Annotated in this window: 9 protein-coding genes and 2 pseudogenes; 9 read left to right on the forward strand and 2 right to left on the reverse strand. The window is 38.1% G+C overall.

Annotated features, from left to right (window positions below; all coding sequences use genetic code 11):
• Positions 1-189 precede the first annotated feature (189 nt).
• Positions 190-717, reverse strand: coding sequence for a hypothetical protein (locus IYQ91_RS02875; RefSeq protein ID WP_004224278.1), 528 nt, complete (start codon positions 715-717; stop codon positions 190-192).
• A gap of 755 nt (positions 718-1,472) precedes the next feature.
• Here IYQ91_RS02875 and nagA point away from each other — a divergent pair.
• The 9 genes and pseudogenes from nagA to IYQ91_RS02920 all read left to right on the forward strand — a co-directional run bounded on the left by nagA (position 1,473) and on the right by IYQ91_RS02920 (position 12,620).
• Positions 1,473-2,627 carry an N-acetylglucosamine-6-phosphate deacetylase gene (nagA, locus tag IYQ91_RS02880; protein ID WP_195673026.1) on the forward strand — a complete coding sequence of 385 codons (1,155 nt, stop codon included), beginning with the start codon at positions 1,473-1,475 and terminating at the stop codon, positions 2,625-2,627.
• Between the two features lie 314 nt (positions 2,628-2,941).
• On the forward strand, positions 2,942-3,787 hold the full coding sequence (locus IYQ91_RS02885) for an aldo/keto reductase (RefSeq protein ID WP_195673027.1): 846 nt from the start codon (positions 2,942-2,944) through the stop codon (positions 3,785-3,787).
• Positions 3,788-4,334: 547 nt separating this feature from the next.
• On the forward strand, positions 4,335-5,087 hold the full coding sequence (locus IYQ91_RS02890; RefSeq protein WP_195673028.1) for a DUF6261 family protein: 753 nt from the start codon (positions 4,335-4,337) through the stop codon (positions 5,085-5,087).
• Between the two features lie 163 nt (positions 5,088-5,250).
• A pseudogene (locus IYQ91_RS02895) lies at positions 5,251-6,404 on the forward strand (AbiH family protein).
• Between the two features lie 275 nt (positions 6,405-6,679).
• Positions 6,680-8,551: a P-loop NTPase fold protein gene (locus IYQ91_RS02900; protein WP_195673029.1), complete on the forward strand. Its 1,872-nt coding sequence runs from the start codon at positions 6,680-6,682 to the stop codon at positions 8,549-8,551.
• A gap of 42 nt (positions 8,552-8,593) precedes the next feature.
• Positions 8,594-8,752 (forward strand): annotated as a pseudogene (locus tag IYQ91_RS09960) (type I restriction-modification system subunit M N-terminal domain-containing protein); the annotation flags it as partial.
• A 638-nt stretch (positions 8,753-9,390) separates the two neighbouring features.
• Positions 9,391-10,305: a glycine--tRNA ligase subunit alpha gene (glyQ, locus tag IYQ91_RS02910; protein WP_049507212.1), complete on the forward strand. Its 915-nt coding sequence runs from the start codon at positions 9,391-9,393 to the stop codon at positions 10,303-10,305.
• A 2-nt stretch (positions 10,306-10,307) separates the two neighbouring features.
• Entirely contained in the window at positions 10,308-12,347 is a 2,040-nt protein-coding gene (gene glyS / locus IYQ91_RS02915; RefSeq protein WP_195673030.1) for a glycine--tRNA ligase subunit beta, read from the forward strand.
• 15 nt (positions 12,348-12,362) lie between these two features.
• Positions 12,363-12,620, forward strand: a complete 258-nt coding sequence (locus IYQ91_RS02920) for a DUF896 family protein (protein ID WP_195673031.1) — start codon at positions 12,363-12,365, stop codon at positions 12,618-12,620.
• A gap of 49 nt (positions 12,621-12,669) precedes the next feature.
• On the opposite strand, the gene IYQ91_RS02925 is transcribed toward IYQ91_RS02920, so the two are convergent.
• Positions 12,670-13,335, reverse strand: coding sequence for a potassium channel family protein (locus IYQ91_RS02925; protein ID WP_003025935.1), 666 nt, complete (start codon positions 13,333-13,335; stop codon positions 12,670-12,672).
• Positions 13,336-13,343 lie beyond the last annotated feature (8 nt).

A 13,343-nucleotide genomic window follows, 5' to 3' on the forward strand; every position in this document is an offset into this window, starting at 1 on the left:
GCTTGTCATAACTAGTGGTAACGAAATCTGCTCTGAAACTAGTCATATAAAAACCAGTCCTCATTAAGCGAGGACTGGCTAGTTGTTTAGTTTGTTATTAGAACAATATATCAAAAGTTAGTTTAACCACTGTGTGCTGAATGGTATACATAAATAATGTAAGAAAACCTATAAATTAGCCCTACTGCATTATTCAAAAGTTACCTTAATTGGTATTTTGGCAACAGTTTCTGTAATATCATAAATGACTTCTAAATTGCATTCTAAAACTTTTGGTTTGGTAATACTAGCTGCTTCTAAAGCATTTATTGGTAATTTAATACTACCTTCAGAAGTAGCAGAAGCTTTTAAGGTATCAGAGCAAATGATAATTTTGTGGTCATCATTATTGGAAATATTATTGACTTTACCATTACGAGTTTGCACTTCATATTCTTTATTGGAAGTATTTTTATATGCTAACTTAAGGGTATATTCGTAATCATCTTTTTCTAGCCCTTTATAGGTAAGTGTGACACCTTTGCCTTCGTAAATAACTGTGTCAATAGCTGTGGTAGAAAATTCAATGGTTTTTGAGCTTTGTTCTGCTTTTTGACTAGAACTGGTCTTGGGTATTTCAGAAGATGATGTGTCTGTTGATTTCTTATTATTACCGCAAGCAACTAAAAGCAGAATGGTAAGTAAGGAGACAGCGACTGTAAAGACTTTCTTTTTCATGATACACCTCCAAAGATAAGTGTGCTAGGCGCAGACTAAAGTCGTTTAAAGCCGATTTGTCTCTTTTAAATTGGGAATCAGCTCCTTGCGACAAAAATCAACACAAAATACTTTTTCCATATTTATTATAACACAATACAGACAATTATTCAAATAAAAGATAGAACATAGAAGTGTAAATAATTAGAAAGTAATGTATTAACTTGATGGAGTTTAATAGCTAAATCAACCTATTTGGTAGGATCCATCTATTTCGCACTAGGTAAAATGACATCAATTATACAAATAGATAGGGCTTGCAGAATTAGATATCAATTATCATCTGCAAACAATGGGAAAAGAATTAAGACGATTATAGAAATGGTATGAATTAAATATTAAAAACTATCTAGCAAACAAAAATTTAAATTGGAGTGTCCGCATTATTATCTTTTTTAGAATAAACAGTGTCAAAGCCAGATTTTTCCAATATGAGGCTGGTTAACTATTTAGCTTGTTAGTTAAAATGACGTGTATCACAAATTCATTATACTGTAGCTGAATAGTATAAACAGTAGTGTAAGAGTTAAATTTAATCCCTACAGGATCACCTAAAACTCAGTAAATAGGTCTATACCATTTACAAAAAAAGAAGAAAGCGGTATAATAAAAGGGACATAATGAATAAATGTGAGAGTGACTCAAAATATCAATTACAGTTGCTAAAAATAATAGTAGCTTAACATAAACTCTCATCAAATGAAGGAGGTTTTATTATGCCTAAATACATTCAAGCAGATCAATTTTTCTATCCTCATGGTATTCGTCAAGGTGGCTATCTGGAATTAGTTAATGGCAAATTTGGAAAATGGGTAACAAAAATCCCAGCAGATGCGGAAGTGATAGATTACACAGGTTATTCTATTGCACCAGGCTTGGTAGATACTCATATTCATGGCTTTGGTGGTGTAGATGTGATGGACAATAATATCGAAGGAACGTTACACACCATGAGTGAAGGACTGTTGTCAACAGGTGTTACCAGTTTTTTACCGACAACTTTGACCTCAACTTTTGAATTGTTGCTAGATGTGACCGAAAATATTGGTGCTCATTATCAAGAAGCGACAGGTGCTAAGATTCGTGGGCTTTATTTTGAAGGTCCGTATTTTACAGAAAAATATAAAGGGGCTCAAAATCCAACCTATATGAAAGATCCTAGAATGGATGAATTTCGCGCTTGGCAAAAAGCTTCAAATGGTTTGCTCAATAAAATCGCTCTAGCGCCAGAACGAGAAGGTGTTGAAGACTTTGTCCGTACCATTACAGATGAGGGTGTAACGGTTGCGTTGGGACACTCAAATGCAACTTTTGAAGAAGCAAAAGTTGCTGTGGACGCGGGTGCTAGTGTCTGGGTTCATGCTTATAATGGAATGCGTGGATTGACCCACCGAGAACTTGGCATGGTCGGAGCTATGTACGAGCTGCCTCATACTTATGCGGAATTGATTTGCGATGGACACCATGTAGATCCGAAAGCCTGTGATATTTTGATGAAGCAAAAAGGACACGAAAATGTAGCGCTCATTACAGACTGTATGACTGCAGGCGGCTTGGAAGATGGAGATTATATGTTGGGCGAATTTCCAGTAGTGGTCGCCAACGGAACTGCTCGTCTCAAATCAACAGGCAACCTCGCGGGCTCTATCTTGAAATTGAAAGACGGACTGAAGAACGTTGTCAAATGGGGCATTGCCAACCCACATGAAGCAGTTATGATGGCAACGCTCAATCCAGCAAAATCAGTTCACATTGATGATGTTTGTGGTCAAATCAAAGAAGGTCACGATGCGGACTTTATCGTTTTGGACAAGGATTTAGAACTCGTTGCAACTTATCTTGATGGTGAAAAACGATACGAAGCTAAATAGAATCTTTTTATCTTGAAAGAGTTGGGAAACCGACTCTTTTCATTTTACTTTTTAAAATACATGTAGTTAAGAAAAGGTTTTTAAGGATTTGAATTGCAATAAGAGGCGTGATATAATGAGGTTATCTGAGTCGTATGCTCATGATTGTAGTTGGCATAACTTTTATTACTTATAGTTTTCTCGGCAGGGGAATGGCACCAACCAAGGAGAATGTCTTTAAACCCAAATCCTTGAAAAAGAAAGCTAAGAAATAGATTTTTTGTTGGAAAGGGTAGTTGACTGGGCTGCCTGCTTGCTTAATAAAGGAGACGGAGATGGAACGTTATCAATTAAACAATGGTGTAGAGATTCCGGTTTTGGGCTTTGGAACTTGGAAGGCTCAGGATGGTGAAGAGGCCTATCAGGCAGTGCTCACAGCACTTGAAGCAGGCTACCGGCACATTGATACTGCAGCTGTTTATAAGAATGAGGGAAGTGTGGGTCGTGCAATCAAAGACAGCGGTATCCCGCGGGAAGAGCTCTTTATTACGACCAAGCTCTGGAATGGTAATCATACTTATGAGGAGACTCAAGAAGCTTTTGCCCGCTCCTTAGAGCGTTTGGAGCTGGACTATCTGGACCTCTATCTTATCCACTGGCCCAATCCAAAACCTTTGCGGGAGCAGGACGCTTGGAAACAGCGCAACGCAGAGGTTTGGCGGGCTATGGAAGACCTCTATCGGGAGGGGAAAATCCAAGCTATCGGTGTCAGCAATTTCCTGCCTCACCACCTAGAGCCTCTGCTTGAGACAGCGCGTATTTTGCCTGCGGTCAATCAAATTCGTCTGGCACCTGGTGTCTATCAGGCTGAAACAGTGGACTATTGTCGTAAGCATGATATTCTCCTAGAGGCTTGGGGTCCCTTCGGTCAAGGGGAACTTTTCCGCAATGAAGAAGTCAAGGCTGTGGCCGATAAATACGGCAAATCTGTCGCCCAAATCGCTCTGGCTTGGAGCCTGCAAGAGGGCTTCCTGCCCCTGCCCAAGTCGGTTACGCCTGAGCGAATCAAGAGCAATCTGGACTGCTTTGACATTACCCTCAGTCCAGCAGACCTAGAAGTGTTGAAAAACATTCAAGGTCTTGAAGGCGGCGCTCCAGATCCAGATAAGATGGATTTTTAGATGATGATTGACTGAAACTGTAATCAAAACTTTCTCTTCTGTGCGATAAAGAAATCAAAGGGCTGATTGAGGAGGTTATTGAGCTACTGGGAGTGGGAAGATAAGGAAGAAAAGAAGCAGTCAAGGCTTCAGTCAATATCATTTATCAACGTCCTACTCCAATCTAGGAGTCGAATCGTCTTCCTTACTAAAATTTGGAGGGAATCTAGCTTTCAGATAGTCCTATTTATGAAAATTTCCAAATAATCTATCCCTCGAATGACAGGATTTACTAAAATTGATTGGCATTCTATGTCTAGGATGACACTAATCACTAAAGTTTCTAGGTATTCTAAGTCTTGAATGATCGGATGATTCGTTTTTTATAGACAAATAGTCCCCGTCGGAAGGTTTACTAGCAATCAGATGGGGATTTTTGCTGCCTTTTTTCTTTGAAAAAGAGAAAAATGCCTTTTCGGAGCTTAAAAACAACATTTCAGAGTAGCCTTGCCAAAGATTTATCACCACATGCTATACTTGTTTTATCATATTTGTGGAAAGGATTATTATGACAAAAACCTACACCATTCGCCCCCTGCCTTACAGCAACTTTACTAACCGTGAGTTTGAGAGCTTGATGACGGACTCTCATCAGGTTCTTACTAGCTTTGCCAAATCCTACAAGGATGAGGCTATGTATGATGATCATCTTGAAGTCTTTGACAGTAAGCTGGAGCAATTCCAAGCCCAGTTGGCCAGCGTAGAAAATAAACAAACCTTGAGTCTAGCAGAAGTGGATAAGGAGCGGGACAGTGCCCTAGTCGGACTGTTTACTTTGCATAGGGGCTTTGCCAAAATCAAGGAGCCCAATCTCAAAGTTGCCCACGAAACCCTAACGCCAGTCCTTGCGAAGTATAAGGACATCACCAAGCATACCAACGATGTCGCAACTGCTGAAATCAAGAGTCTCCTCAAAACCCTCAAGGAGGAACCTTATGATGCAGCAGTGACTACCTTGGGGCTTTTGCCGATGCTTACTGCCGTGGCAACAGCTCAGGAAGACTATGATCGGGCAGAAGCTCTGGCGCGTGCAGCCAAGTCCAGCAAAGAAGTTGGCAAAACCAAGCAGCTGCGTACCGAGATCTCCCGTATCTATGACCTCTTTATGCGCTATACCGCAGCCTCCGCCGAAGCCTATCCCGAAAAACTCCACTTTACTAAACTCCTCAAAGACCTCAACACCATTCGCGACAGCAAGCGCCGCCTATCCAGTCCAAGCAAGAAAACAAAAACGGAACCAGCAGCGGAAGTGGCTGGATAAAGTCAATCCCTTAGAAATGATTTTCTAGGGGATTTTTGGTGGTTTCGTGGTATAATTCTAGTAATCATATTAAAAGGAATCTACATAGCTTAGCTTGATTACAAAGAATTAATAAATATGTGGAATAAAATATGAATAGTCTATAGTATAGAGGAGAAATCTTATGGTGGATACTATTCTAATTTTGGGTAATGGTTTTGATATTGCGATGGGGCGAAAAACCAAGTACACGGATTTTATCGAGTTTGAAAAATATCTATATTCTAATCCAGATAAGGAGTTACAAGAGTTTCTAAAATTTAAGGGGATAGATATTGATAAATATAGAGATAATTTGTATTTGAAATTTATTAACGAGAATAGGGATATTCTTGGTAAAAATTGGTCAAATCTTGAAATAATGATTTCAAATCTTGCAGATGCAATAATGTATTTTAAAGAAAACAGTGATTTATTATATGTTGCTTATTACGACGAATATAACCAGAAATATCGCAGTATAGAGAAAGTTATAGAACGATTACAAATTAACAATAACTATGGAGCAAAATTATTTATTCTAAAAAGTTTTTTGAAATTGCGTGACAAGATGGGATGGCGACATATAGAAAGAGAATATGCACTGGAACAATTTAATAATGTGTTTATTGAACAGTTGGATTTATTGATTGAATTGTTAGAGTTATATCTGTCCTACATAGACTATCTTGACTTTGAAGTTAGGAATATTGGAATTAGTTCAACTGCCTTGGATGTGATATCTGATTTATCCAATTCTAGCGTATTGAATTTTAATTATACCAATACTACGGGTCATCTATTTGATACTTCTGAGGAGCGAACTCATTTTATACATGGTAGAATTGATTTAGATAGGACTATCAGTCGAATCAACACCATGGTGTTTGGAATTGAGGACAAAGAAAATAACGTCAACAGTGATTTGATTCCTTATCAGAAATACTATCAACGTGTTCTTAAAGAAACAGGAAATCAATATGAGGATTTTTTCAAACGACAAATTAATTTTGAAAATGATAATTATATGACTCCTTATTCAGTCTCTAAGAATATTGTTATATTTGGACATTCAGTGGATCCTCTGGATAAAGAAATTTTTCAAAAATGTTTTGAATTAGGGAATTCAAAAGTAGATTTATTTTTACCTATTACGATGAGTTTGTTAAACGTTCTGTCATCAAAAATTTAGCTATTATCATTGGGAAGGATAAATTAGTCGAATTGACTGGTAAGAAAAAAGTAGTATTTGTTCAAAGTGGAGATATTGATAGAATGAGACAAGTTCTATTACCATAAATAATTTGGAAAGAAGATATATAAACCTGCTATTCATTTTAGGGGTTATGGAGACTTTTGGGAATGTAAAAAGCTTGGTAGTAGGGACTCAGTAACTATGAATAGAAGAATGTTCAAGTATGGAATTTCTTTCCTAGAATTACAACGAACGGCAGGCTATAGGAGCTTTCTTCTCAAGCTTTGACATCTTATAAGATTTTACAAAGATAAGATTTCTCGGTTGGAGCTCTTGAAGAAAAAACTGTTGTAGGATACGTTTATTTAGGAGATTTGAGATGTCACGGAATGATTTTATAAAGTTAGGACACATTGATACTTCAGCCGCCACACAGAATTTTGTCAAATTATTAGAAGATAATAAGACTTATTTTCTAAATGGAAAGTGGGGGTCAGGAAAAACTGAGTTTTTGGAAGAAGCTAAACGATATACAAAGAAGAAATTTGTCATAGTTGATTTCTGGAAATTGAATGACAGCCGAACGACAATAGAAATTGCCTTTGCTAAATTGCATCCTAACTACTACTGGGGAATAAGATGTTTAATGGTCTTTCTAGTTGCTATATCTATCTTGATGACCAATGTTGTCAATCTTGGCTTGAGTCAAATTTTTCCGAATTGGATAGTAAAATTTGCTGGAGTTTTAGCTCTATTTGTTGCTGTTTATCAATTTTTCAAAGCCAAAACAGATGGATTCTATAGCTCGCTATTAACTAGTAAATATGTTTCATTATCTAACAAAATATTGGTTATTGATGATTTTGACCGCCTATCAGAAAAACAACAGGAAGAAGCCTACAAATTATTTAGTCTTTTAAAAGGACGCCTGCCTATTGTTTTTGTCGGTGATATTGAGCTGATTCATGTAGTTAAAGAAAATTATCTATCTAAGATTATTGACAGAAGAGTTGAATTGCCTTTTGATTTGCACCCTTCCAATATTTGGGATGATTATTTTGTTATTCTTGAGCATAAGCTAGGAACAGAGCTTCCTTATGATTTCAAGAATCATATTCGTTCTGAAAATAGAAATTTGCGAGATAGAGAACATTTTAATGATTATGTTAATCAGGAATTCTTTGTTAGAGGCAAATTAGGTCATGTTCAAATAGAACAGCAACTCTGGGTTATTTATATTTATTTATTCCATTCAAATTTATACAAGGATTTAGTTGAAGAAAAATTGATTAAAGTTGATGACAATGAGAAAGCGGATTTTACTGAGATAATGAAATTAGGGCCGACTATTAAAGAATCCATTCAGAAAATACAACAATATGATAACAAAGAATATCCAGTTTGTTTCAACAAGAATAAAAATGCCTATTTTCTTTATGAATCAACTTCAAATCGTACAAGTGATGAAATGGCTACTTTTTTTGAATATAGAGGAGAAGAATTTATAGACGAGTTACGAGATTCTTCTCAATCATCTGATTTCTATCAATATTTGGCTAGCCAATTTCGATATTTTAGTGATGAAAAACAGGATAGCTTAATTCGATTAGTTATTAGAGAATCTATGAAATTTTACAATAGTCCGTCAATGGAATATATAATTCATGAAAAATTTAAAAAAGCTTTTCCAATCTATGAACGTAGGGAGCCTGATGATGAAGAAACAATTTTTAAAATTATAGATACATGGAAGGATTTGTTAGAATCAGAAAATCTGGATATTTCGGAAAGAATTTATTTTTTCCAAAAATATAGGTTGTTGAGTTTTCATGAGTTGGGAATAGCTTACCCTGATTTAGAACGTGAACTAAAGAACATTGGTTCTTTTAAACGTGGGGATTTTTTAGTGTTAACATACTTATCTAGTTTAAACATATGGGAAAAATTTGACGAATGGAATGAGTTTATCTGGAAGACAGTTAATTCATTGAATGACCATCAATTTCTGTCATTTTGGATTGTTCAATCAATTATTTCAAACAAGATGGGAATTAAAGAATTTGATTACATTCCACCTGATAAAACTTATATCTTATGGACGGGAAGGTATGAATTTGATAATCCGTATAAGTTCACTGACTACACAAAGAAGGTAATTAGCAAAATATCTTCTAGACTATCTATCCTTGAAAGTAATGGATTCACTTTCAAGAGAAAAGATGATACTCGATACAAAATAGATTTAGAATAGGAAACAAGCTAAGAAACTGCAGAAAGTAACCGATGATACAAGAAACAACTTTATCAGGCCCTCTGGAGTTCGGCGGATGTGCTCCGCTCTAAGATGGATGCCAATGACTATAAGTCCTACCTGCTGGGTATGGTCTTTTACAAGTACCTGTCCGACAAGCTGCTCTTATTTGTAGCAGAGATTATGGATGAGGAGCTAGAGAAAAATAACTTTAATCTCAAGGGGTATCCCCCGCTATGTGGATACCTTTGAGGAGGAGGAAGTGGCTCCGCTGACGGAGATTGTCGCCAATATTAACTGCACTAATAGCGAGATTGAGACCAAGACCTCCGACCTCCTGAACATGCTGGACCAGCTCAGAGGCACCATCCAGAAGCCTAGCAAAAACTAGACGAGTTTTTGAAAGGGCTTAGGGAATAATTCACTGCGAAGACAGGCAAAATAGTAGTTTTAGTTAGATAACGAATGGAACGAATCAGATAACCATCTGGTAGGTGTTTACTAGCTCAATTAGTGTAGTTTGTGTGGAAATTCTAACAAATAGACGTAAAAGAAAATATTTTCCTTTTACAAATTTCCTATTTCTTGCTATAATGTTTTGTATGAAAGAAGTCTCATGCAATTACTTGCTAGCGAGTCTGGGATGGTGGAAGCCAGATAAGAGCTGAATGAAGATGGAGCTTTCGGTAAATTTTAGTCCTTGATGTTATCTTAAGGCTATATTAACAATGAAGTAATAAACTAGGGTGGAACCGCGTTTTGACGCCCCTATGCAATTTGTGTAGGTGTCGTATCGATGCAGTTCCACTTTTTTGATGATAAGGGATAAGGAGTTATAAATGTCTAAAAAATTAACCTTTCAGGAAATTATTTTAACGTTGCAGCATTTTTGGAATGAACAGGGCTGTATGCTTATGCAGGCCTATGATAATGAAAAAGGTGCTGGGACCATGAGCCCATACACTTTTCTTCGTGCCATTGGTCCTGAGCCGTGGAATGCAGCTTATGTAGAGCCTTCACGTCGTCCAGCAGATGGACGTTACGGTGAAAATCCGAATCGCCTTTACCAACACCACCAGTTTCAAGTTGTGATGAAACCAAGTCCAAGTAATATTCAAGAGCTGTATTTGCAGTCTTTGGAGTTATTGGGAATTAATCCGTTGGAACATGATATTCGCTTTGTAGAGGACAATTGGGAAAATCCTTCAACAGGTTCTGCAGGTCTAGGATGGGAAGTATGGCTTGACGGTATGGAAATCACGCAGTTTACTTATTTCCAACAGGTCGGTGGTTTGCCTACCAACCCAGTGACATCTGAAGTTACCTATGGTTTGGAGCGCTTGGCATCTTATATTCAAGAGGTGGATTCTGTTTATGATATTGAATGGGCTGATGGCGTAAAATACGGAGAAATCTTCCGCCAACCAGAATTTGAACATTCAAAATACAGTTTTGAAGTGAGTGATCAAGCTTTGCTTTTAGCAAATTTTGATCATTTTGAAGCTGAGGCTAAGCGTTGTTTAGAGTATAATCTCGTTCACCCTGCTTACGATTATGTTTTAAAATGTTCGCACACCTTTAATCTATTGGATGCTCGCGGAGCTGTTTCGGTGACGGAGCGGGCAGGTTACATTGCTCGGATTCGCAATTTGGCACGTATTGTTGCTAAAACTTTTGTGGCAGAGCGCAGACGACTAGGCTATCCATTATTAGATGAAGCAACACGTGAGAAATTATTGGCTGAGGAGGAATAAAAATGACAAAGAATTTATTGGTTGAGTTAGGGCTGGAAGAAATGCCGGCCTATGTCGTAACACCAAGTATGAAGCAATTACGTGATAAAATGGCAGCCTTTTTAACAGACAATCGTTTAACTTTTGATAAGATTGAAATGTTTTCAACTCCTCGTCGCTTGGCTGTGCGCGTGTCCAATTTAAGTGAGAAGCAAACGGACTTAACAGAAGATTTTAAAGGTCCAAGCAAGAAGATTGCTTTGGATGCAGAGGGAAATTTCACCAAAGCCGCGCAAGGTTTTGTTCGTGGAAAAGGCTTGACGGTTGAAGATATCACATTTCGTGAAGTAAAAGGTGAGGAATATGTCTATGTGACCAAACAAGAAATCGGAAAACCTGTTGAAGAATTAATTGATGGAGTTGTTGATGTGCTGACTTCACTAAGCTTTCCGGTCAATATGCACTGGGGGAGCAATACATTTGAATATATCCGTCCCGTTCATACCCTAACTGTGTTGTTGGACGATGAGTCCTTTTTGATGAATTTGTTCGATATTGAAAGCGGACGGACAAGTCGGGGTCATCGTTTTCTCGGTCATGAAGTGAAGATTCAGTCAGCAGATTCTTATGAAGAGGACTTGCGCAAAGTTTTTGTCATTGCCAGCCCAATGGAACGAGAAAATATGATTTTGGATCAAATCAAAGAAATCGAGAAAATGCACAACGTTCATGTGGAGATTGACGAAGATTTGCTGGACGAAGTGCTGAATTTAATTGAATACCCAACCGCTTTTATCGGACGTTTTGACGAGCGTTATCTGGAGGTACCTGAGGAAGTTCTCGTGACTTCCATGAAAGTCAACCAACGCTATTTCGTCGTTCGCAATGAAAATGGCAAACTGCTTCCATATTTCGTATCGGTACGCAACGGAAATGCAGAACACCTTGAAAATGTCGTCAAAGGAAATCAGAAAGTTTTAGTGGCTCGGTTAGAAGATGCAGAATTTTTCTGGCGTGAAGATCAACGATTGGTTATTTCTGACTTGGTGGACAAGTTGAAAAATGTGACTTTCCATGAAAAAATCGGCTCTCTGGCAGAGCACATGGAGCGAACAGCAAAAATTGCAGCCCTTTTAGCAGAAAAAGCTCAGTTATCTAAGCAAGAAATGAAAGACGTAGCGCGAGCTGCAGCCATTTACAAGTTTGATTTGTTGACTGGTATGGTTGGTGAGTTTGATGAGCTGCAAGGTATCATGGGTGAAAAATATGCCCTGCTTGCAGGAGAAAACACAGCAGTAGCTAAAGCCATTCGGGAGCATTATTTGCCAACTGCAAGTGACGGTGAATTGCCAGACACGAAAATTGGTGCCATTTTAGCCATTGCAGACAAGATGGACACGATTCTTTCTTTCTTCTCAGTCGGACTCATTCCAAGCGGTTCAAATGACCCTTATGCTCTTCGTAGAGCAACGCAAGGTGTCGTGCGTATTCTTGATAAATTTGGTTGGCACATTGCTTTAGATGAATTGGTAGAAGAGATTTATGCGCTGCAATTTGACAGTCTCACATATAGCAATAAAGAACAAGTGCTTGATTTCTTCCGTGCACGTATTGAAAAAATGATGGACAGCGATGTTCCAAAAGATATCGTGTCTTCTGTTTTAAATAGTTCAACGTTTGTTGTGCGGGACTTGGTTGAAGCAGCAAGTCTTTTGGCAGAAAAAGCACAAGAAGATTCTTTCAAATCGTCGGTCGAAAGTTTAGCACGTGTCTTTAACTTGGCAGAAAAAGCAGAAACGGCTGGTGTTGTGGACGAGAGCCTCTTTGAAAATGCCGAAGAAAAAGCCCTTTATGCAGCAGTAGAAAACTTAACGTTATCTGATGACTTAACAGATAATATTGAGCAACTCTTCGCTTTAAGTCCAGTGATTGACGCTTTCTTTGACAATACTATGGTTATGGCTGAAGATGAAACAATCCGAGCAAATCGTTTGGCACTCTTAGCTGCCTTAGTGACGAAAGCCAAAAAAGTGGCACAATTTAACCAAATCAATACAAAATAATCCAAGGAGGAAAAAATGGAACCAAAGAAAATCAAACGCATCAACGAACTTGCCAAAAAGAAAAAAACAGTTGGTCTAACGCCAGAAGAAAAAGTACAGCAAGCTAAATTGCGTGAAGAATACATTGAAGGCTATCGTCGTAGCGTTCGCCACCACATTGAAGGGATTAAAATTGTGGATGAAGAGGGAAATGACATCACGCCAGAAAAACTTCGCCAAGTCCAACGTGAAAAAGGCTTGCACGGTCGAAGCTTGGATGACCCAAATTCGTAATAAAGACAACAAAAATCGCCGAGAATGTTTCTCAGCGATTTTTGTTGGGCTATTTTGTAATATCTTCAAAATGGTCAAATGTTTGACTGTCAATAACTGCCATCAACAATTCGTCCTTTTTAAAGGTATAGTCAGGTGATGTATCAATGTTGAGAACACCGTCGGGCATTTCTCGAAAACCAATGATATTGAGGTTGTAGTTTTGACGAAGTTTTAATTGGGCTAAGTTCTTACCAATCCAAGACTGAGGTGGATAAAATTCGATAATAGATACATTTTTATCTAGTTCAATGACGTCAGTCGTAGCTTGATGCAGGATATTTTTTGCAAGTGAAATTCCTGTTTCTCGCTCAGGGGAGATACAGCGATCTGCTCCGACCTTTAGCAGCACTTCACGGGTTGTTTTACTTTTCACTTTGGCAATTACTTTTTCAACGCCTAATGATTTGCAGTGCATGACGGCAAGGACACTCGATTCTAGATTGTCACCAGTAGCGACCACTACCGTATCACAGGTATCAATTCCTGCAGCTTGCAGCAAATCGTGGTCTGTAATATCGCCGACCACGCCTCGTGCTAAAATGGGTTCAAAATGGTTGATGACATCTTCATGATCGTCAACAGCGATAATATCGCAGTTGTATTTACGGAGCGTGTTAATGATACTGCGGCCAAAAACTCCTAGTCCCAGTATGCCAATTGTTCGTTTATCCATGAAATTCC

It is taken from the genome of Streptococcus sp. HF-2466, from assembly GCF_015594645.1.
Taxonomy (GTDB): domain Bacteria; phylum Bacillota; class Bacilli; order Lactobacillales; family Streptococcaceae; genus Streptococcus; species Streptococcus anginosus.

Coding starts and splice junctions, on each gene's coding strand:
- IYQ91_RS02875 (WP_004224278.1), bottom strand. CDS start 717: ATGAAAAAGAAAGTCTTTACAGTCGCTGTCTCCTTACTTACCATTCTG.
- nagA (WP_195673026.1), top strand. CDS start 1,473: ATGCCTAAATACATTCAAGCAGATCAATTTTTCTATCCTCATGGTATT.
- IYQ91_RS02885 (WP_195673027.1), top strand. CDS start 2,942: ATGGAACGTTATCAATTAAACAATGGTGTAGAGATTCCGGTTTTGGGC.
- IYQ91_RS02890 (WP_195673028.1), top strand. CDS start 4,335: ATGACAAAAACCTACACCATTCGCCCCCTGCCTTACAGCAACTTTACT.
- IYQ91_RS02900 (WP_195673029.1), top strand. CDS start 6,680: ATGTCACGGAATGATTTTATAAAGTTAGGACACATTGATACTTCAGCC.
- glyQ (WP_049507212.1), top strand. CDS start 9,391: ATGTCTAAAAAATTAACCTTTCAGGAAATTATTTTAACGTTGCAGCAT.
- glyS (WP_195673030.1), top strand. CDS start 10,308: ATGACAAAGAATTTATTGGTTGAGTTAGGGCTGGAAGAAATGCCGGCC.
- IYQ91_RS02920 (WP_195673031.1), top strand. CDS start 12,363: ATGGAACCAAAGAAAATCAAACGCATCAACGAACTTGCCAAAAAGAAA.
- IYQ91_RS02925 (WP_003025935.1), bottom strand. CDS start 13,335: ATGGATAAACGAACAATTGGCATACTGGGACTAGGAGTTTTTGGCCGC.